General features: G+C 65.7%; 15 protein-coding genes and 4 pseudogenes. 9 read left to right on the top strand and 10 right to left on the bottom strand.

Annotated elements, in window-relative coordinates; translation table 11 throughout:
* The first annotated feature begins 22 nt into the window (after nt 1–22).
* Nucleotides 23–1,543, top strand: a complete 1,521-nt coding sequence (locus GO592_RS23175; RefSeq protein ID WP_202714978.1) for a GNAT family N-acetyltransferase — start codon at nt 23–25, stop codon at nt 1,541–1,543.
* Between the two features lie 144 nt (nt 1,544–1,687).
* On the opposite strand, the pseudogene GO592_RS23170 reads toward GO592_RS23175, so the two are convergent.
* Nucleotides 1,688–2,396, bottom strand: a pseudogene (locus tag GO592_RS23170) (IS6 family transposase).
* A 1,047-nt stretch (nt 2,397–3,443) separates the two neighbouring features.
* Nucleotides 3,444–3,605, bottom strand: coding sequence for a hypothetical protein (locus GO592_RS23165; protein WP_157234246.1), 162 nt, complete (start codon nt 3,603–3,605; stop codon nt 3,444–3,446).
* Nucleotides 3,606–3,635: 30 nt separating this feature from the next.
* Between GO592_RS23165 and GO592_RS23160 the strand changes: the two genes are divergently transcribed.
* Nucleotides 3,636–3,794 (top strand): hypothetical protein, encoded by a 159-nt coding sequence (locus GO592_RS23160; protein WP_157234245.1) that lies wholly within the window; start codon nt 3,636–3,638, stop codon nt 3,792–3,794.
* Nucleotides 3,795–4,300: 506 nt separating this feature from the next.
* Here the strand turns inward: GO592_RS23160 and GO592_RS45905 are convergent.
* The 3 genes from GO592_RS45905 to GO592_RS23150 all read right to left on the bottom strand — a co-directional run bounded on the left by GO592_RS45905 (nt 4,301) and on the right by GO592_RS23150 (nt 8,673).
* Complete coding sequence (locus GO592_RS45905) at nt 4,301–4,432, bottom strand: hypothetical protein (protein WP_272943274.1); 132 nt, start codon at nt 4,430–4,432, stop codon at nt 4,301–4,303.
* Nucleotides 4,433–5,155: 723 nt separating this feature from the next.
* Nucleotides 5,156–5,791, bottom strand: coding sequence for a hypothetical protein (locus GO592_RS23155; RefSeq protein WP_237720434.1), 636 nt, complete (start codon nt 5,789–5,791; stop codon nt 5,156–5,158).
* A gap of 2,183 nt (nt 5,792–7,974) precedes the next feature.
* Nucleotides 7,975–8,673 (bottom strand): MspA family porin, encoded by a 699-nt coding sequence (locus tag GO592_RS23150; RefSeq protein ID WP_039951391.1) that lies wholly within the window; start codon nt 8,671–8,673, stop codon nt 7,975–7,977.
* A 540-nt stretch (nt 8,674–9,213) separates the two neighbouring features.
* Here GO592_RS23150 and GO592_RS23145 point away from each other — a divergent pair.
* A pseudogene (locus GO592_RS23145) lies at nt 9,214–10,015 on the top strand (polysaccharide deacetylase family protein).
* 149 nt (nt 10,016–10,164) lie between these two features.
* Here GO592_RS23145 and GO592_RS23140 read toward each other — a convergent pair.
* Nucleotides 10,165–11,460, bottom strand: a complete 1,296-nt coding sequence (locus tag GO592_RS23140; protein ID WP_007297746.1) for an alpha/beta hydrolase — start codon at nt 11,458–11,460, stop codon at nt 10,165–10,167.
* Between the two features lie 312 nt (nt 11,461–11,772).
* On the opposite strand from GO592_RS23140, the gene GO592_RS23135 reads away from it, so the two are divergent.
* Together GO592_RS23135 and GO592_RS23130 are read left to right on the top strand one after the other, a co-directional pair.
* Complete coding sequence (locus GO592_RS23135) at nt 11,773–12,195, top strand: hypothetical protein (protein ID WP_157234244.1); 423 nt, start codon at nt 11,773–11,775, stop codon at nt 12,193–12,195.
* Nucleotides 12,196–12,562: 367 nt separating this feature from the next.
* The gene (locus tag GO592_RS23130; RefSeq protein WP_085990378.1) at nt 12,563–13,264 is read left to right on the top strand and encodes a rhomboid-like protein; all 702 of its coding nucleotides are present in this window, start codon (nt 12,563–12,565) and stop codon (nt 13,262–13,264) included.
* 119 nt (nt 13,265–13,383) lie between these two features.
* Here the strand turns inward: GO592_RS23130 and GO592_RS23125 are convergent.
* The 3 genes and pseudogenes from GO592_RS23125 to GO592_RS23115 all read right to left on the bottom strand — a co-directional run bounded on the left by GO592_RS23125 (nt 13,384) and on the right by GO592_RS23115 (nt 15,572).
* Nucleotides 13,384–14,281, bottom strand: a pseudogene (locus GO592_RS23125) (VWA domain-containing protein).
* Entirely contained in the window at nt 14,278–15,027 is a 750-nt protein-coding gene (locus GO592_RS23120) for a hypothetical protein (protein ID WP_193385479.1), read from the bottom strand. Before GO592_RS23120 ends, GO592_RS23125 begins: the two are co-directional and overlap by 4 nt.
* A gap of 167 nt (nt 15,028–15,194) precedes the next feature.
* On the bottom strand, nt 15,195–15,572 hold the full coding sequence (locus GO592_RS23115) for a CD225/dispanin family protein (protein WP_007297743.1): 378 nt from the start codon (nt 15,570–15,572) through the stop codon (nt 15,195–15,197).
* Between the two features lie 340 nt (nt 15,573–15,912).
* On the opposite strand from GO592_RS23115, the gene GO592_RS23110 reads away from it, so the two are divergent.
* The 4 genes and pseudogenes from GO592_RS23110 (at nt 15,913) to GO592_RS23100 (ending at nt 18,394) form a co-directional block, all read left to right on the top strand.
* Nucleotides 15,913–16,827, top strand: a complete 915-nt coding sequence (locus GO592_RS23110; protein WP_237720431.1) for a phosphatase PAP2 family protein — start codon at nt 15,913–15,915, stop codon at nt 16,825–16,827.
* Nucleotides 16,824–17,324, top strand: a complete 501-nt coding sequence (locus GO592_RS23105; RefSeq protein ID WP_237720430.1) for a DedA family protein — start codon at nt 16,824–16,826, stop codon at nt 17,322–17,324. The genes GO592_RS23110 and GO592_RS23105 overlap by 4 nt, the downstream gene beginning before the upstream one ends.
* A 39-nt stretch (nt 17,325–17,363) precedes the next feature.
* A complete protein-coding gene (locus tag GO592_RS44600; RefSeq protein WP_237720429.1) occupies nt 17,364–17,528 on the top strand; it encodes a hypothetical protein in 165 nt (54 codons plus the stop codon).
* A 110-nt stretch (nt 17,529–17,638) separates the two neighbouring features.
* Nucleotides 17,639–18,394 (top strand): annotated as a pseudogene (locus GO592_RS23100) (hypothetical protein).
* A 226-nt stretch (nt 18,395–18,620) separates the two neighbouring features.
* Here the strand turns inward: GO592_RS23100 and GO592_RS23095 are convergent.
* Complete coding sequence (locus GO592_RS23095) at nt 18,621–19,454, bottom strand: SGNH/GDSL hydrolase family protein (protein ID WP_007297740.1); 834 nt, start codon at nt 19,452–19,454, stop codon at nt 18,621–18,623.
* Nucleotides 19,455–19,583: the final 129 nt, after the last annotated feature.

Here is a 19,583-nt window from a genome sequence, read left to right as displayed (position 1 = left end):
GGCCGAATCGTGAGGAAGACTCATGCTTGCACACGAACAGGCCCCGATCGTGGTCACCGTGGACCAACCACCCATCGGGCGCGACGCCGCACTGTGGTCCGCCGCCCTGGCCGAACGCCTGCACTGCCCGCTGCGCATCGTCCACATCGTTCAGGGCGCCGACCACAGGTGGGCGGACATCACTCACCGCCCGGCCGCCGGGGCACCGTATACGAGCGCGACCGCAGTCGTCGACGATGCGATCGCGGTCGTCCACCGCCGGTTCCCCGATCTCGACGTCAGCGGTGCGCTGATCGAGGAAGCCAGCAGCAAATGCATCGACCCGTCCACCATGCGAGCACTGGCCACCGCAGGCCAGGGCGCGCGGATGGTGGTACTCGGGCACCCGGACGCCGGAAGCACCGACGTGCTGGCGGCGACCTCGCGGGCCGGCACCGTCACCGAACACACCTCGTGCCCGATCATCATCTGGCGGGGGCAACCGGGACAGCTTCCCGACCAGCGGCCCGTGGTCCTCGGAGTCGACACCGACACCGACAGCGCCGAAGCCGCCCTGATGGCGTTCGAATACGCGGACCTGTTCGGCGCCCCACTGATCGCCGTACACTCCCAGCCCACCGCGCCGGCACCCGAGCAGGCCACAGGTTTGGATACCACCCACGCCGAGCAGGACACCCTCGAGGGCATCCTGTCCGCGGCACGGGCGGCGTTCCCGGGCGTCGCCGTCACCGCGTCCGTGGTGCCCGGCCCGCCGCGGGAGGCGCTGAGCGAACGCGCAGCGGGCGCGCAGCTGGTGGTCATCGGAACCCACGGGCGACGACCCACAGCTGCGGCTGGGGCCGGTGAATCGGTGAGCCCGTACCTGTTCCACCACAGCCGGTGCCCGACGATGGTCTGCCCACCCCGGCCGCCACCGGATGAACCCGGCCGGGCGCGCCGGCCGACCGCGCAAGCCAGGGTGGTGCCCGCGTCGGCGACGGACACCGCGATCCCCGGTGTCACCACCCGCGCGCTCGGCCCAGACGATTGTGACGCGGTGGTGCAGCTGCACGAGCAGCTGTCCGACGAGGACGCCTATCTGCGCTTCTTCGCGCCGCGGCCGAAACACCTCGGCGAGTTCGCTTCCCAGATCTGCCGGCAGGACTACGCGCACCTGTCCCTCGGCGCGTTCGAAGACGATCACCTTGTCGGCGTCGCCAACTACGTCGTCACCGACACCACCCCCGGACACATCGGCGCCGAGATCGCACTCGCGGTCACCGGCCACGAACAGCGGCACGGCATCGGCACACAGCTCGTGCGGGAATTGGGAACGGCCGCCTACCTTCACGGTGTGGCACACCTGACCGCGGAAATCCTCGCGGAGAACACCCTCATGCTCGCGATCATCACCGAACAGGGCTGGACCGACGCACTGCACCACGACGGAGCAACGGTGCATTTCGACCTCGAACTGATCTCACACCGGGAGTTGCACCCGCAGATCCCCGAAATGCCGCAGGACGGAAATCCAGGACGAGTCATCCGGAAAGGCAACCTCTGAACCTGAGAGCAGGGCCCCAGTGCGGTATTTCCCAAATGCTGGTTCTCCGAGCCACAGGCGGCATCGTCAACTTGAGTGATAGTTGCAGGGGTGCAGAAGGTTTGGGTTCGTCTTAGCCCGGAAATTGTTGTCTGGTTGTGTTGTTCAGGCAGCGGTGGCGGTCGCGGTGATTTCGTTCCACACAGCGAAGCGGGCGGTCATCTCGCGTCGCCAGTCGGATGCCGACAACATGTGCCGCCGCAGCTGCTGGAAGTGCCCCGTGATGCCGGAGAACGCGGATAGGAACCGTTGTGCCTGCCCAGGTGAGGCCAATCGCTTCATCCGGCGCTCCTGTTGTCGCGTGGGCTGATGTGAGTTCTCGGCCCGATTATTCAGATACTTCGACCGGCGATGCTCGCCGAGGCCAGCATCTCGCGTTGCGCCACTTGGTAGCTGGCCAGCTTGTCGGTCACGAGCACCCTCGGCTCGTATCACAGACCCTTGAGCAGCTTACGGAAGAACCGCTTGGCTGCCTTGGCGTTTCGACGCGACTGGACGAGAATGTCGAGCACCACGCCGTCCTGGTCGACCGCACGCCACAAATACCTCTACTCGCCGTTGATCGGGATGAACACTTCATCGAGGTGCCACTTGTCGGGCGGGGCCGGCGGCGGCGCAGCTCATTGGTATAGGACTGGCCGAACTTCGCGCACCACTGCCGGATCGTCTCGTGCGAGACCACGACGCCGCGTTCGAACATCAGTTCCTGCACGTCACGCAGACTCAACGCGAAGCGATGATACAGCGACACGCTGTGGCTGATGATCTCCTTCGGATAGCGGAAGCCCGTGTACGACGAATCTGCGCTGGTCACGGTCACCCATCTTCCCAGCGGACACCCGCACAGCCAAGTTGACGATGCCCGTCGCGGTTGTGTTCATTGTCGGTGCTCCTTCGTCATGAAATTGAAGCCGTCGGATACGGCACCCCGTGAGTGATGCTGTTCGCGTGTGGATCGTGAGCCAGCATCGTGCCGTGTCGCGCTGCTGTTGCGTGATCGCCTCGGTTGCCCCGGATGCCCGCTCAGCGTGGCGCTCCAAGGCAGCCCGATTGCGAGTCCATTCCCATTAAATCTGTTGAGCTCTCGTGTGGCCCAAGGGGATTCGCACTCGATACGCGACGGGACGACCGCGCCGGTCGACTCCCAGCTCGCCCACAACCACCCCGCCGCGGAGACACCGGTGGATACGGCCGAGGCCGCGCCACGCTGCCGCTGCTGCGGCAGGCGGCCGAAGGGGTGTAGCGCGGCTGTCCGCGGTCGCCGACCGGATGACGAGGGCCGTGGACCTGCTTGGGGACCAGGCCGCCGTCGAGGTGCACCTGCGCCGCGCCCTGGTGACCGCGGACAAGGTGCGGGCCGATGCCGCCGCCGATCACGGGAGGAGAGCACCCAGGCCTGTGCAGGGAAGCGGACCGCGCTTCCTCGGCCAACGCGGCCACGGTCGGCCTGCCCGAATCGGACCTCGACGACGCCCGGGCCGCCATTCAGGCCGAGGGACCCGCGCAGGAGAGATCCGCGACGATCTCGCCACCGCCCGTGCCGATCTCGCCGCCTCGCGCTCTCAATACGGAGGCCGTCGGGAGCGGATCGAGGAACTCCGCGCGGAACTTGCCGAGGCCCGCCGTCGCCCCACTTCGACGATCCAACGAGATGCCGGTGGCGCGACACGACGACGCCCCACGTCGCCCGGATCGAACTACTACTGGTCGACTCCGAAGGGAACGTCCGATGATCGGCGACTTACCCGCGGGCGGGCTCGGGGCCGGTGCCGACCATGCCGGCGTCAGGACAGTTCCTGATATCGCTGGACCGAACTACCGGGCGCGCGGGGCGGCGGATGTGGCTCTCGTAGGCCGGCGGTCAGCGTGTGAGAAATACCTTGAGGACGACGATGACGGACGCGACGGCGGCGAGGCCGAACGCCTGATCTCGCTGGCGGAGCTGATCCACACGCAGGGCTGCCTGGGGTGCCGAGCCCGCGCACCGAACTGTGCGATGCGCCCGGGCGCTTGGGGCGGACATCGACCGGCTACCTGGGCGTATCGTGAATTGATGAAGACCAAATCACCTCAGCGCGAGCTTGCCTACCGGCTTGCCGAGCGGGACGAGTTGGTGGTGGAAATCCTCGAACTCGAGGGTCGGTTGGCGAGAGCCACACGCCGCCTCGAGGAACTGTCCGCCGAGATCAAACCGTCCGGGCACGTCGAGTGACGCTCTGAGACCCGCTTTACCCACTCGACCGATGCGGGTGGGAGGGTCTGTACTGCTCGATCGGCTGCTCGATCTCGGCTGCGCGGTATTGGCGGGCCCGTTCCGGTTTCTGAGCGATGAGCGGCAATGAGGAGGGGGCGCGGCCTGGATCGGGATCGACCTGTCGGTGATACACGGCGATGTGCACACCACGGTCTTTGTCGGCAGTGTTGGTACCGGTCCCTAGTCCTGCAAGCTGGGGTCGGCGGACAATGGATCTTGACACAATCGCGAGGCTTCACTCTTGCAAAGGAGCACCGATGACTGAGACCGTCGTCGAAGCCGTAGCAGCCCTCCATGTGACCGAGTACTGGGTGGTCGAAGTAGACCGCCACGACGGGACGTGTTGCACATTCGGGCCATTTACCGCCGAGGCAGCCTGGGCGAGAATGGAACATCGGACCGCGCCCACCAGGTTCGCCGCCGTAGTAGGGAAACGATGATCATCACGGACAGCGCCGACGACATCATCCGGATCCCGGGCGGACCGGATAGGACAGAACGCGTCGGGGGAGGGGAGGGGCGATGAAGGTGACGTTGCGCCACGTGGTCCTGGGCGTCGCGGCAGCGTTGGCGATCTTGCTTGCGTATGTAGTCATCGCGATGTCCTGGGCCTCGTACCGACGTTGAAATCGTCCTTCTCGTTTCCCGAGAGTTCGAACGTCTGGTGGCGGGGTCACTCTCCGGCCTCTCGAATTCGCGCCCGCCGTCCACGGACGTTTCTGAGCGTGACCGCGGGGTCGTGAGTCCAGGGCTCGGGTGAGCGTCGGTGCCGGGTCCTCCGCCACGATTGGGGTCGTCGCCGGACGAATACCGCACACCCGCAATCTTTCGGTATCAACGCCGAGAGAGGCTGGAGATGGGCCCGACGCAATACACCCGACCGCAACCATAAGCGTCATCCATTTCTCGAACTTGAGACCGGTGGGTACGGTTCTTCAGTGTCCGAGATCGCGCGGAGGAGGTGGCTGCTTTGCAAGAGCCAGCGGTACCCACACGCGACAGTAGGTGTCGATCGGCGCGGCTGAGGTCCATGGCTGCTTCGGCGAGATTGAACGTTGGGGATGTCTCTCGGTGCGGTGTCCAGGCCCCTGTTCGAGGTCGGCGATCCAGGCGTGTCGTGATCATGGGCGCGGCGTGTGCGCCGAGATGACGGCGACGCGATAGGGCGCAGGCCTGCATGACGGGTTCCGCCGTGCTTCGAGCTCTCGTGGTGGTGCGTTCACCCCGGATAAGGGTGCATCGCTGGTCCTCGGACTGAGGCCGGCGATGCTTCGCGGGGATAGGAGTTTCTCGTATTCGGGAACCGCTTGTGCTGACTACTACTTGGCGGCCGGCGGCTGGTTCAGCAGGGTTGTGAACGGCTGTGCGTTGGCTGCCATCGCGCCGAGACCGCCGATTGCGGTACCGGCGAGCGACGCTCCCGCGCCGACAAGCAATGCCCCGCGATGCATCCCGCGACGTCCCGCTCCGAAGAGCAGCGCAGCGGGTGCGGAAACGACACCACCGGCGATCGCGCCGAGGACGCACCCGCCGACCAAGTCGCTGGCGGCGCCGAGGAATCCGCCGACCGCCGCGGTGAGGGTGATGTTGTCCTTGACGTTTGCGGCGGCGGCAGGCAGGTCGACCTGCTGGAGTGGGAGACTGACCGGGGTGGCGGCGGCGGGGCTGGCGTCGGCAGTGAGGGTTGCGGTGTGTCCGTCGATCTGGGCGGCGACCGGGTGGCTGACACCGTCGACTGCGATCGCCAACGGCACCGAGTCGACGAGTACTCCTGCGGCGTCACGTGCTACGAGGTGATTGTTCTCGTTGCTCAGCGAACCGGCTGCGGTATCGACGATGACCTGGTTCCCGCTGCTGGTGACGTTCCATCCGACACCGGAGGCGGGGGCGGGATCGGCGTAGGCGGTGCCGGTCACGATGCCCATCGACGCGATGGTCATAATCGCGACAGCCATCAGCTTGGTCATCTTCCTGCGTGATTGTTCCTTTTGCTGGGAGGGCGGCGCCGACTGCGACCGCTTCGAGGATGCACGAGAACCCTAGGGGTGCAACAAGTCTGTTTGATAGCTGGAAGTGAACGACAGCTGAACGGCAGCTGACCCTACTGGCGGCGCGCGCCGATTCTCCCGCAAAGAATGGGACAAATGGATTGTATTGCACGGTTTTGCGTACGCACGTGACGCGCGGCAGTGAGGGCTGAGCGCGCCTGGGCAGCAGACACTTTCGCGAACATGGTCCACGAACCACAGCTATCGGGTGCGGTCGTCGAAGTACTCGGGATGGGCGGGCGTCGCGGTGCGATCGGACGGTGTCCGGGCGACGCCGGTGACGGTTCAGTTCGTTGACAATCCCACCCAAAGCGGAGGGTGAGTTCTGTGGCCTCGCCCAACGCCGTGGTAGTGCACAGCATGGGATGAGTGTGGCAACCGTTCCCTGTGAGCATGCTGAAACCGGAACCGACTCCTCGCGAATGCCGAGGATCGCCTTTCCGTTGACTGGCGGCGGGAGGGAAATGCCATGGAATCTCGGTGGTTGTCTCAGTGAAGGTCGGTCAATAGTGCGGTGAGAGTCTGTGTCTCGGTCGCTGGGACGGGTGTGCTCGCTCGCAACGCCTCGAGGGCGTTGCCGGTCCGACCATCGACGACGATCCAGGCGGTTTCGTCCAGGGGTGCAGGTTCGCCTCGTCGTCCCACTCAGTCTCGAGGTGCGTGATCCGGGCCGTTGCGTCAGCCTGGTTGCCGGCCTCGGCTTTCGCGAGCGTGTCCTGGGTGATGGTACGGAAGTTCGCGACCTTTGCCGCCGGAAAGTGCGCGCTCACCTCCCCGGGGCCACGGTCGCGGTGAAGCCCGTTCGTGTTCTCTTTCGGCGACGTCGCTGCGGGTGAGCGTCAGGTAGAGAACCGTGGCAAAGATCGCGATGAGGAAGACCGTCGCTGGTCAGGGCGGCACCCAAGCCGAGTCCGTGATCGGTGGTGGAGAAGCCTAACCAGTCGCCGACGTTCGCACCTGCACCAAAGGATAATTTCCGACCGGCCGGCCCGTCGATGAGGCCAGCGTCGCCGCCCAAATCGGGCACTCCCCAGATTCGGATTCTCCACCGCACCGGGGAGTTGGTGCGCCCCAACACCAGCGCGAAGCGCGAAGGGCCCCCGCCACCACATCTGCGAGGCGGTGGGCGGGGGCCGTCGTGCCGCCGTATCGGTTGCAGCGAACTACAGCACTCGCTGAATTCTACTCACATGTAACGGGCGCACTGTGACCGAATCCGGTCTTCTCGGACACGTCTCAGTTCTCAGCATTCTCTCAGCGGGGTAGGAGTCATACTCCGCAGCACTATATTGCGGTGACCCTGAACTCGGGTTGAGGGTGCTCACAAATTCCGTCATTATCGCAATCCTTTGTGCCATTGCTGGGTGCGCCATCCGTGCCGCGACCGGACTGTCGGTATTCCTGTTCTGGGACATGGCCGGTGGACGCGGGAGGGTCGGTCGCCCCACGCGTACCGGGCAGGTGCCGGAAGTGCCTCGCAGACCACTCGACCCGCCGGTGCGATGTCCTCACCGGGGTCGGGTGTGGTGCACCGGTCGCTGCGGTGTATTCGCGGGGTGTCGCGAGGTAACAGACCGGGTTCTGTCGTTCGTCGATGTTGAATGACCTGTTGCCGGCACAGCGTACGGACAGCCGAAATGCGTCGTCATTCCTGCTGCACCACGAACAGACCGGTCTTCTCAGCGATTTCTCAGCACTCACGTCATATCGTCGAGCGGGGAGCACGCGGTCGGTGTAACCGGCATCATGGTGCCCAGCGAAACACGAATACTCCAGCGCCGCAGAGGTGTAGGTTGACGGGAAACCGACCTTCCTGGTCGAACCAACCTGCTAACGGAGGCATCGATGATCAATGTGCTGACGGTGTTGCTTCTCTTGATTGCGGCCCTCGGAGGAACGGCTGTAGTTCAACGCCGCGGCAACAACCGGTGAAATCGGCGCTCACACTGGCGACTCGACCTGGCCGCTATGACTTCACACCGGGGGTAGGCCGCTCACACAACAGCAGGCCGACGCGACTATCAGTCGTGTCGGCCTGCTGTGTTGTTCTGGTGTCATCGTCAGGCCGCTGGTCTCCGGACGGTGAGGGGCTAATTGAGCTTCTGCGGCATACCGTACGTCGTGACGGTGTCACCGCTGGAAGTCACGGCGGTGGCGTACGGCCGGATGGTGACCGCACCGAGCGCACCGGAGATGGAACCATGAACCCCCTGCATCCGCACTGACGCCGCCGGTCCGTCGAATGACTGGTTCTCCAGCAGCGGAACGGTGGTGATGCCGCCCGGTGCCAGGTCGATGTCGAGTTCTTGCGACGGGATGATGTCGCCGGCGAGTCCGATGTTGGTGCCCGCGTTCAGTCCCAGGGTGAGGTCTGGGACGAGTCCCAGGTCGATCCCGTTGCTCGAGCCGATCACAAACCCCAGCCCGGGCGAATTGAGAACAATGGTCGCGCCGCTCAGGGCGATCGGGTAACCGATCTGATAGCCAACGGTGAGCTTGGTGCCTTTGAACTCTGCCGCGTTCGGGCCGGTGATGTCGACCCCGGCATATCCGTTGTGGAAGAACTCGACGCTGGTGGGAACGCCGTCCAACGGCGGGACCGCTTGATACTGAGTATCGCCCTGCAGGACTTCGATCCGATTGCCTCTCGCGTCGACGACGGAGCTGGAATTGTCGACGCCGGCCGAGGCGGTGCCGTTGCCCATGACTATGGCGAGCACGGCAATTCCTGCGACTGCGGCTGCGCGGGTGAATGATCTGTATCCAGAGCGTGTGCTGATGTCCGTCATGCCGACCCCATTCAGAGTGCTTCAAAACAGAAAAGGAGAAGTATGCGAAGCGTAACTGCAGGGGCGCAGAGAATCTCGGTATTGATCGGAAGTTCACGACCTAGTTTCCTGCGTCCGACGGTGGCGCCGCGATGGGCTTGCGGGTCGTCCATGGCATTGGTAGGCAACGGAATTCGGTCCTATCGGAACAATGCCCGATATCGGGCATCGGCGCACTTCCCCCGGAAGGGTGAAGTGCGCATGTCCCGGGCGCGCGCGAGTCCGGCTCACCTCATCAGCTTGCGTCAGAGGGCACGGCGGACGCAGCGCGGCAGTGTAGGTATCCACGCGCGCTGGGGAAGTCTAGGCCTTTCTTCCTGAAAGAACGCTGAGAATCGGACTGGGCTGAGATTGCATCTCAGTGTGAAATGCGCCCGATGAGATTCGACTCGGGCACGTTCCGCCGCAACCGATCCGGTGACACGCGTGGGGCCTCAGTGCCGCCCGTGGAGCCCGCGTCGCACATCATCGACGTTCATCGCAAACCCCGGCAATGCGGCCGTGGATCGACGCCAATTCCTCACTCTCGCCGCGGCCACCGTCGTCGGCGCGGCGGTTGCAGCATCAGCAGCGCCGAAACCCGGGCACCGCCGTGCCCGATCCCGCTGATCAGGGCGTTGCTCCGACGCCGGCAGCATCCCCACCACCGGCGGTACTCCCCCCACCGCCGGCTGGGTCCCGAATACAGGTGCCCGGCGGCGGCACCTTGGCAGCGTTGCCCGGCAACGGCGACCTCCTCGCGCTCCTCGACGACGGCGTGAACAGCGACGTCGTCCGGCTCTACACCCGGTTCGCCCAGGACACCGGAGTTAAGCTCACCTACTTCGTCAACGGCCAGTACGACTCGTGTACCGACAACGCCGCTCTCCTGCGGCCTCTGGTCGACAGTGGTCAGGTCCAGCTGGGCAACCACACCTGGTCTCACCCGGACCTGACGACGGTCTCGAAGAGTCGGATCGCCGACGAACTCAACAGGAACCAGAGGTTCCTCGAGGCGACGTACGGCGTTGACGCCGCACCTTACTTTCGGCCGCCTACGGAAAACACAATGCCGCCGTCGATTACGTGGCCACCGGCCTCGGCGACACCGTGCCGACCTGTGGTATGGCTCGCTGTCCGTTTCCTCGCTGATCACCGAGGACTACATCGTGCAGAGGGCAACCAGTACTTCACCCCGCAGGCAATCGTCTTCGGGCATCTCAACTATCTGCCGAGTCCCCCACGTCTACCCGCAACTCGTCAAGATCATCCGGAACCGAACCTCCGCACCGTCACCCTCAACGACGTGTTCATCAAGCCGTAAGCTCGGGATCGGCCCATTCCGCGGTCCCGGATCCCGACACCGTGCGGACTGCTCTACTCACACCGGGCCAGGCATCAACTCACCGCCACCACGCCTGTTTCGCATTGCAGTCCCGGTCAGGCCGGCGCCGGCATCCGATCCAGGGACGGTCAGGACGTAAGCCCCAGCCGAGTGGCCAGCCAGTCCATCTCGGTGGCGAGTGCGGCGGACCACACGGCGAAGTCATGGCCGCCGCGAACCTCCGTGTAGGACGCGTCCATCCCGGCCTGCCGGGCGGCGTCACAGGCTTTGCGGATCGACGGTTTGAGTTCGTCGTCGCGGCTACCGACCACGAAGACACCGGCCGAGCCAGGATAGCGATGTTCGGCGAGCAGATCGAGGGGATTGACCCGAGTGAACGCGGTCTGGTTGCCACCGAACGCGGCGTCCAGGGTGCGTTGACGATCGCCGAGGGTGGGCACCGGGTCCCCGGAGAGGTCCAGGAACGTCGGATACGTCTGGGGGTAATTGGTGGCCATCTGCAGCGCGCAGGTTCCGCCCAAGGACAAGCCGCCAATCGCCCACGCAGCGGGATCGGAGTCGACCTGAAGATGAGCCTTGGTCCAGGCGGGCACGTCCTCGGCGAGGTAGGTTGCGGCATGGCCGAGTGGCGAATCGACGCAAAGCGGGTTACCCCAGGTCGACCCGGTCGCGTCGGCGACCACCACGACAGGTCCGAGCCCGCCGTGGTGGTGAGCGAAGTTGTCCATGATGGTGCCCAGCCTACCTCCGGTGAGCCAGTCCTTCGGTTGGCCGGGTTGACCGGCCAGCAGGACGAGAACCGGCAACTGCGGTCGCGGATCGGTGAAATAGGCGGGAGGAAGATAGATTTCGGCGCGCCGAGCGTGGAACCCGGAACGGTCCCCGGGGATGCTCACCGAGGTCACCTTGCCCGACCGTGGCATGTCCGCCGGCGCCGCCCAAACGGATTCGAGGGGTCGGCCCACGATCGGTGTCGGTGTCGGCGGGGGAACCGCCTGGAAGTCGATGCGAGTCACATGCTCGAACCCCATGGCTGCACCGACCGTGGGATAGGCAGCGAAGAACAGGTTGATCTGTACGGCGCAGGCCACGACCACGGCGAGGACGGCAACGGCCGACACTGCAGCCGCCCACACACGGCGGGGCGCGATGAGAATGCGGGGAGCCAGCAACGTCACCGCCCACAGGGCGAGAACCGTCCACAGGTAGACGGTGAGGGGTATCGGGTCGGGAAGTGGACGCCACACTCGCTCCACCCAGAACCAGAGGCAGCCGGTCAGTGCTCCCGCCGCGGCGGCGCACAGCGGTATCGCCCGGCGCCGAAACCACCCCGCCCGCCCGGTCAGTAACCACACCCCGCCCGCCGCACCCGTGGCGGCGACCACGAGTGGTACCGGCCCCGACAGCAACGACAGATCGGTCAACGTGTGCCCCTGCGGAAGTCCTGAAATCTCGCTACCACCGTTCTACCCGTTGCCACCGATCCACCGCCCCGGCCCGCACGCGGCTCGAGCATGACGGGCCCGCCCTGACGGTCGACCTGTGGAGTTCCTGAGAGTTCGGATCCGTCGTTGAGGCCCGGCCCACGTGACGGTCACGAATATGCCAAGGACGACAACGGTCGAGAGGTGCCTTGTCCGACGGCGTCATGGCCGTACCGAATATAGGGACTGACCATCATGAACGCGAGTACAACGAGCACGAGGGGTTCACGGCACGTCCTCGCAACGATCGTGGTGACCGTCTCGCTCGCCGCGCTGGGAGCAGGAGCGGCGGCCGCTGACGCGACGATGAGCGCAGTCGGCGGAGCGGGCAATGTGACCGTGACCGCCAAGGGCGACAACACCGGGCGAGAGTGCGATGTCGGCGTGCTGGATCAATCGAAAAGGACGATCGCTTCGAAAGTCGTCAGTCTGGCGCCGAATAGGGCTCAGACTGTGAAGCTCGCCAGCATCCCTGCAGAGCTATTACACCGTCGTCATGCGGTGCGGCGGCCAGAATGGGACCGGGGTCGAAGGCGTCGCAGTCCGCCCTGCGCCCGATCCGCATTGAACCGAGATACCGTCAGAGAGGTTCTTTTGGGGTTCATAGATGTCTTCGCGGCGAGTGGGTCGACCAAGAGCGGATCGGGCGATATTGATCGGTTGATTCTTGAATAAGCCTCATTCGACCGTAGCGGGAGCAACACGTCCGAGGCGACGCGCGCAGCCGCGAACGTATCGACGTGAAGAAGCTGCACCGTCCGAGAAGCGCCGCCCTTGTCCGACCCCAGCCAGGCTCACCGAAACGTGACGGACCACCTGCAGATCGCACGTGGATTATCGGATCCGCAGTCGCCGTGCCGATTCTGTGGCGGTATCCAACCGGGTTGGTCGAGGTGGGGATCGCGCCCCGTTCGCGCTGCTGATGCCGGAGTTGGTGATCGACCGGGAAGACACCCGAGGTGGGGCCGATGCGTCGGAGGCGTCTGACGCGTGACCGGCACACAGAGCTATGACTCCGGTTCAGCGTCTCGAGGGCGATCCGATGCACACTGAGTTGATGGACGTCGCCATCTCCTCACGCCTTCGATCCTTTCCGCGGGCAGCGTGGGCGTATGTTCGGCGGGCACCCGGGACCTATATCTGGCTGGCGATACTGCTGGTGACATCGGTGGTGATGAGGAACCTGCCGCCGGATGTCCTCGCCCAGGTACTGGGCGATCGATCGACCAACTTGCATCATCTTGCCGAGGATCCCGTTCGGGTACTGATCTCGAGTGCCTTCTGGCTCGCCGGCGGCGGATGGATCACCTACTTCATTTCGTTCAACGTCTTCCACGTCCCGGCGGAGCGCTGGCTGGGGACGCTTCGGTGGTTGTGGGTGGTGGTGATCGCGCACGTCGGCGCGACATACATCAGCGAGGGGGCGCTGTACTGGGCAATTCGCCATGGCCACGCCCCCGCGTCGGCGGTGAACACGCTCGATATCGGTGTCAGTTACGGACTGGCCGGAGTGATCGCGGTGCTGACCTACCGCATTGGCGCACCGTGGCGTTACCTCTATGTCGCAGCGGTGCTGGCGTTCTTCGCCGTCCCGCTTCTCGTAGATCTGAACTTCACGGCGATCGGGCACTTCACCGCGGCACTTCTCGGTCTGGGGTGCTATCCGCTGGTTCGCTCACGTAGGGGCACGTGGTCCCCGGTGGAGGCGGTCCGCCGTGTACGGAGAATGAGGGCGGTCTCCTGAATCCGGATGGATCGTCCTTCGCCGCGCGCCCGAGTGACGACCGTTTAGACGCGGGAGTGCCCTGGTATCCGGTCGCCGACCATGGTGCCGTGGGCGTGTGCTCGCAGCGGTCCGCGTGTTCAGGGTAGGCGTTGGTTGAGAACGAGTGCGGTGCCGGCCGCCACCGCGATCAGGATGGATCCGAGGATCAGCCATGGTCGGCTGGTGTCGGCGAGGTGGGTTTCGTAGCCGATCTGCTGTTGCAGATTCTGGTAGCTGGCCTGAAGCTCGTCCGCGCTGGTCGCGGTGAAGAACGAACCGCCGGACAACTCCGCGATCCGTCGCAGAGACTCGTCGTCGACGGGGACGGGGATGTTGCTTCCGTTGAGGTCGATCGCGCCGGCAGTGGTGCCGAAAGAGATGGTGGAGATGGGGACGTTGTGCTCCTTCGCGAGGCGGGCGGCGGCGTGCTGCCTCCGCCGAGTACGCCGGCGAGGGTGTCGATCGCGTGGAGGGCGGTGAAGATCGCTTCTCCGGTCGCGGTCCGTTCGGCGAGTTGCAGATGGTCGAGGGCGTTGTCGGTTGCGGCGTGGTCGGTGATCGGTAAGACCAGCATCGACGCCGTCCCCGCGAACGCCTCCAGTCCGAGGTTGATGCCGGGGGTGAGGTTGTCCGCGAACGTTTTTGCGCCGGCCTGGGCTGCGGCCAGCCGCGAGGGTGGCACGTCTGTTGCGCGCATCGACAGTGACACGTCGATTGCGAGGATCACCGTGGCACGGTTGCGCGGAACTCTGGTCTGCGCCAGAGGTCCGGCCATGGCGACGGTCAGCAGCAGCAGTCCCGCCAGTAGCAGAGCTGGTGGTACGTGCCGCGACCAACTGGGCCGGGTCGGTGCGACGGTCTCGAGAGTTCCAGATTGGTGAACCGCAGAGTGTGTTTGCGCCGCAGGCGCAGTACCCACAGGTAGCCGATCGACAGCGCGGCCACCACGGCGGCGAACATCAACCACTCCGGCGCCGCGAGACCGGAGAACCTCATGAGCCGGCACGAACCCAGCCTGAGAAGCCGCTTCGAGAGTGCTGATGTGGCATCTGTGCGGCGAACGCCGCCAGCACGGTATGCCCCACGGTCAGACAGATCGCCGCGACAAGCACTCCCGCCGCCACCTCGGTCAGGGGCGTCCCGACATACAGGTATGCGCCGGCGAGAGACACGACCGCGATCACCACGGCTGCGGCCAGAAGCGTCCGGAAGGTGCGGCTGCGGCCGATACCGGCGATCACCGCCGCCATACCCAGCACCGTGGCGGTCGCGCTGAAGTTCGCCGGCAACGCGTTCCCGGTGTCGAGGGCGGCGGCCGAGAATACGGCGCCCATCACTGCACCCAGCATGATCGAGGCGACCGGCACCGGCCAACGGCGCCGGATCAGCACGATCTCGGCCACCGCGGCCGCGGCGATCGCGCCCGCGGGGGCGATCGCCGCGATGCCCACGGTGGCAACGTGATCGAGTCCTGCACTGTGGTGTGCCGTCAGCACGGAGGTGATGGAGCGGTCGGCACCGGTGAGCCACCCACCGTCGCGGATGTGAACGCAGACAATGCCCAACGCCAGGGCCAACGCCGCGGTGCGCAGCCCGCTCGCCTGCCCGGACCCGGTGACAACCATACCGGCGACGAACACCGCAAGCGCGATTCCGAGGACCGTCAGAGCGATCTCCATCGTCGCGGTCTCGGTCACGACCTCGGTGACCATCTCCCGAACAAGGGGCAGAGTGCCGGACACCCTTCCAGTCTGGTGCGCGGGTGCTGTGGAAACGCTGAGAGCGGGTAGCGCAGACGGACCTTCTGTGTTCTGCTCTGGTGTCGTCGGGGGAGCGTGGGCACCCTCGCTCCCTCGACTCGACGAATGTACGAAAGTCCATCGCTCACCGCAGACCATTTCTCCCGCGGTCAGTCGCGCACGCGGTGGTGCCAGTCGCCTCCCTCGCCGCCGTGCGCGATCAGAACAATGACGGCGATCGCGTAGAGGACGATCGCCAGCAGCAGCAAGCCGCCGAAGATCCACAGCGACAGTTGCCCGAGCTTGCGCACCCGGCGGGAGGCGTACTCGGCGCCGTCGATATCGCCCTCCGCCCATCGGGGATAGACCTCGAATGCGTGGTGGAAGGCCGAGAACGCCAGCGGCCAGACGAACAGCAATGACGCCACGGCCCAACCGGCGTTGCTGACGGGTCTCGCCCGGGCCGACGGGACCGCGGATCTACTGGTGGCGGGCACGCTTCGGGTGGGCGTTTCGTCCGGCGCAGGTTCGGAGACTGGATCGACCATTGGTGACTCCGTATCCGTCATAAGAGCATCCGCCACAAGGAAACCCGTTCCGACGGTAAGCCTCTCACACTGAGGATTGGCTGAGAGCTGCGAACGAGGTACCGGCACCCTCGGGCGGCAGACCGCGGCGGTGACGGACCGCAGTCACACTTCCTGCCCGTCCCAGCAGGGACGGAAGGTTTCTCTGCGGCCGCAACACCATCGGTGTCGGGTTGCGACCGACGAACGTCCCTGGGATCGTGCGCTTGCTCGTGCGAAAATTCCCCATCCGGGGCTGGCCGGGTGTGATCGCCGTCCCGCTCTCAGCGGCTCCACAGCGGCGAACACTGATACTGCGGGTGTGAGAGAAGCAGTTCAACCCCCGGTGTCATTGGCAACGGCCCACGATGCACCGATTCATTCCAATCTGCTCGGGCGGGCCCACGAGGTGGTTGCCGACATCCATCAGGGCGGTGCCACGACCCTGGCGGTGGCCGTACTGGTCGGGGGTATGGCGCTGTTCCTGAGCGCGTCGGTCTGGCGGAGCCTGCAGGGAGATCACCGCCCGGCCGGATCGGCGGTGACCGTCCTGCAGAGCACCGGATTGGCGGCGGTGTTCGTTGCGTTGGCCTATCAGGTCAGGGCCGGGGGCTGGTTGACCGGTGCGGATCCGGCGGTTCTGGGTTGGTTCACCGGACACCGGTCGGACTGGGTGACCGGGCCGGCCATCGCGGTGACCGACGCCGGCGGACCGGCGGGCACCATCATCGCCGCGGTCGCGATCGGCGCGGTGCTGTCTCGGCGGGCCCGCTCACCGATCCCCGCACTGATTCTCATCGGGACCGTCGGTGCGGCGGCACTGGCCTCCACCGTGACGAAATCTGTTGTCGGGCGCACTCGCCCCCCGATCGTGTCCCAGGTGTTGCTCGAGACGGACCATTCGTTTCCGTCCGGGCATGCGACCGGGGCGATGGTGTTGTTCACGATGGCCGCCGTCATGTTCGGGTACGGTCTGCCGCCGACCCGTCGTGCCCTGTTGCTGATCTCGGCCGCGGGGGTGACCGTGGTGGTGTCGGTGACGCGCCTGTACCTCGGTGAACACTGGCTGGCCGACGTGGTCGGCGGGATTCTCCTCGGTGGCCTCGCCGCGGTAATCGGCGGGGCGCTCTACACGATCTGGATGGACCGGACCCGCGCCCGGGTGGCTGCGAGTACGGACGAGAACTACACGCACTCGGGTCGCAGCGACCCGACGACGATGGGACGCGCGGCATGAATGTGGCGCTCGGAATTGGGTTACTGGACGCGTCGACGCTGCTGGGCACCCTGGGGTTGCTCGGTGTCCTCGGTGCCGTGGTCATCGAAACCGGTCTGCTCGTGGGCTTCTTTCTGCCGGGCGACTCGTTGCTGTTCACGGCCGGTGTCTTCGCCGCCCAGCCGGATCCGTTCGCGCCGTTGTGGTTGCTGCTGCTCACCGTCCCGGCCGCGGCGATCGTCGGTGACCAACTCGGGTTTCTGATCGGCAGGCGGGCCGGGGACGCGGTGTTTCATCGGCCCAGCGCCAAGCGGATCGGTCCGAAACAACTCGAGCAGTCGCGGCGGTTCTTCGATCGCTACGGGCCGCGCACGATCCTGTTGGCCCGCTTCGTTCCCGTTGCCCGCACGATCGCACCGGTGATGGCCGGCGCGTCCGGGATGCGGTACCGCACCTTCGCCGTTTACAACGTCATCGGCGGCATTGCCTGGGGAGTCGGGGTGCCGGTGCTGGGCTAACTGCTCGGCGGAATCGCGTTCGTCCGCGGTCACATCGAGATGATTCTGATCGCCGTCGTGCTGGTGTCGATTCTGCCGCTGGTGATCAACGGGCTGCGGGCCCGGTGTCGAGGACAGGGTGCGGTCCTTCAACCGGACAGCATCCCGACGTCCACCGGCGATCCGGGCCAGTGCGCCCGTCCCGGCGCACCGTTCACCCGGTGAACCTCGACGGCCACAACGACATTCCCGACCACCTCGTTCCCCACCGACCTCGTCCTCGGCCTGCCCGGAGGCAAGTGTCTGCGGGTGCGCTCTGCACGGATTGGATACCAATGAAGAAGCTGCCCCAGGTGACTGTGGTCTTCTGGATCATGAAGATTGCCGCCACCACCCTGGGCGAGACGGCGGCGACCTGCTCGCCCAAACCCTCGACGTCGGGTACGCCGTCTCCTCGGTGCTGTTCATCGCCCTGTTTCTCGTCAACCTGATCACGCAGATGAAGGCGAAGAAATTCCATCCCGCGCTCTACTGGACCGTGATCGTCTCCACCAGCACCGCGGGCACCACCATGTCCGACTTCCTCAACCGGTCCGCCGCCCTCGGCTACGCCAAGGGCGCCCTGCTGCTGATCACCTGCTTGGCCTGTGTGTTCATGATCTGGAGCCGGTGCGGAGAAACATTCGACGTCGAACAGATCACCACCTTCCGCGGTGAGCTGCTCGATCGCGATCTTGTTCTCCAACACCCTCGGTACCTCGCTCGGGGATTTTCTCGCCGACAGTTCCGGTCTCGGCTTCACCGGCGGGGCCGCACTGATCGGTGTGCTGATGGCCCTGATCCTGGTGGCGCACTACTTCACCCGGATCTCGGGCACCGTGTTGTGCTGGGCTGCGTTCGTACTCACCCGCCCGCTAGGGGCCACTGTGGGGGACCTGTTCAGCAAGCCGCACGACAAGGGTGGTCTCGAGCTCGACACCGTCGGGTCGTCGGCTGTCCTGGCTGCGATCCTGCTGGCCCCGATCGTCTACACCCACCTGCGTCACCAGCAGACCGCAGCCGAGCGGGAACCGGTACACCAACGTTCCTGACCGCCCGAGCGCCCATCCGAGTGTGAGGGGTTCCGCGATGTCTTTCACTTCACCCTCAACGGGGAAACACCAGAGAACCCCGGCCGGAATGAGAATCCGCCCCCGAGAACCCGCCTCGATCGGCGGTCGATCTCGGTGCCCCAGCCGGACCGGAGAGCGCCGGGAGAGCGGGAGGCGGCAACACGAGATGGAAGGTGACAACACAAGCCACTGCTCAATGGCCTGCCTACTCGGGGGATGCACCCCAAGCGGTGAGGACGCGGGCGGCGATCGCCCGCATTCCGGCGGTGGTGGGGTGCAACGACTCGGCGAAAGACTGCGGGAGCAGGCCTTCGAACCATCGCTGATCGGGTCCGGCGCAGGCATCGTGTCCGATGGCGGCGGTCGCAACGTCCACGAACCGGGCGCCGGTGGCAGTGGCCGCGGCGGCGAGAACCTGATTCATCCTCACGAAGAAGCCCGAAATCCAGGCTGCGTCGGCGTCGCTGGTGGGGATGTTCGGCCAGCAACTTCGGGCTCCGAAGATACCGCCGTGACCGACGAGCAGCACCTGGGCCGCCGGAGCACGCTGTTCGATGGCGGCCAGTGCCGCGGACACCTTCGGCTCCAGCGCGGCGAGTGCGGAGTTCATACCACGGATGGTCTCCGGGTCGGTGCGACAGTGCGCGTCGGTGCCCGGGACGGTGGTGTAACACGGTGCCACCAGGGACTGCCACGCGATGTCGTTGCCGCCGATACTGACTGTGACGAGCGTGGTGTCAGGTCGCAGGGCATCGATCTGCGGTGGTACCGCACCGGTGGCGGTGAACTGGGACGTGGTGGTGAGATTCTCGGTTGTCGCTCCCGAACAGGACACGTTGGTGAAGGAGTCGGCGCCCAGCGCCCCGGCCACAAACCCCGGATATCCCTCGACCGACCGGAAGCAACCGTCGTGCAGCGAGATCGGCGCCAGGTAGGGACCCGCGGCGCGGGAATCGCCCATGGCGACGTAGCGGATCGTTCCATCCGGCACCGGGTCGGCTATCGCCGGGTCGGACCAGAGGACGGCGAGCGCGGCCATGCCCCCCACCAGAGCCGTCCGCATGGTCCGCTCGAAAATCAGTGTCCAATCCTGACGTGGCGGCGTTCCCACATCGTCAGTATCTGCCCGCGCCGCTGTGATGACGCTGAGAGGAGCGCCGACCCATCT

The organism is Rhodococcus sp. 21391 (genome assembly GCF_016772255.1).
GTDB lineage: Bacteria > Actinomycetota > Actinomycetes > Mycobacteriales > Mycobacteriaceae > Rhodococcus_F > Rhodococcus_F opacus.
Note: the sequence above shows the minus strand (reverse complement) of the source record. Positions and strands in the feature narration are given on the sequence as shown.

Bases quoted from the DNA above. Each gene is read 5' to 3' on its own strand.
- GO592_RS23175 (WP_202714978.1), top strand. From the start codon at position 23: ATGCTTGCACACGAACAGGCCCCGATCGTGGTCACCGTGGACCAACCA.
- GO592_RS23165 (WP_157234246.1), bottom strand. From the start codon at position 3,605: ATGTCCGCCCCAAGCGCCCGGGCGCATCGCACAGTTCGGTGCGCGGGC.
- GO592_RS23160 (WP_157234245.1), top strand. From the start codon at position 3,636: ATGAAGACCAAATCACCTCAGCGCGAGCTTGCCTACCGGCTTGCCGAG.
- GO592_RS45905 (WP_272943274.1), bottom strand. From the start codon at position 4,432: ATGACTACATACGCAAGCAAGATCGCCAACGCTGCCGCGACGCCCAGG.
- GO592_RS23155 (WP_237720434.1), bottom strand. From the start codon at position 5,791: ATGGCTGTCGCGATTATGACCATCGCGTCGATGGGCATCGTGACCGGC.
- GO592_RS23150 (WP_039951391.1), bottom strand. From the start codon at position 8,673: ATGACGGACATCAGCACACGCTCTGGATACAGATCATTCACCCGCGCA.
- GO592_RS23130 (WP_085990378.1), top strand. From the start codon at position 12,563: ATGCACACTGAGTTGATGGACGTCGCCATCTCCTCACGCCTTCGATCC.
- GO592_RS23115 (WP_007297743.1), bottom strand. From the start codon at position 15,572: ATGGTCGATCCAGTCTCCGAACCTGCGCCGGACGAAACGCCCACCCGA.
- GO592_RS23105 (WP_237720430.1), top strand. From the start codon at position 16,824: ATGAATGTGGCGCTCGGAATTGGGTTACTGGACGCGTCGACGCTGCTG.
- GO592_RS44600 (WP_237720429.1), top strand. From the start codon at position 17,364: ATGATTCTGATCGCCGTCGTGCTGGTGTCGATTCTGCCGCTGGTGATC.
- GO592_RS23095 (WP_007297740.1), bottom strand. From the start codon at position 19,454: ATGGCCGCGCTCGCCGTCCTCTGGTCCGACCCGGCGATAGCCGACCCG.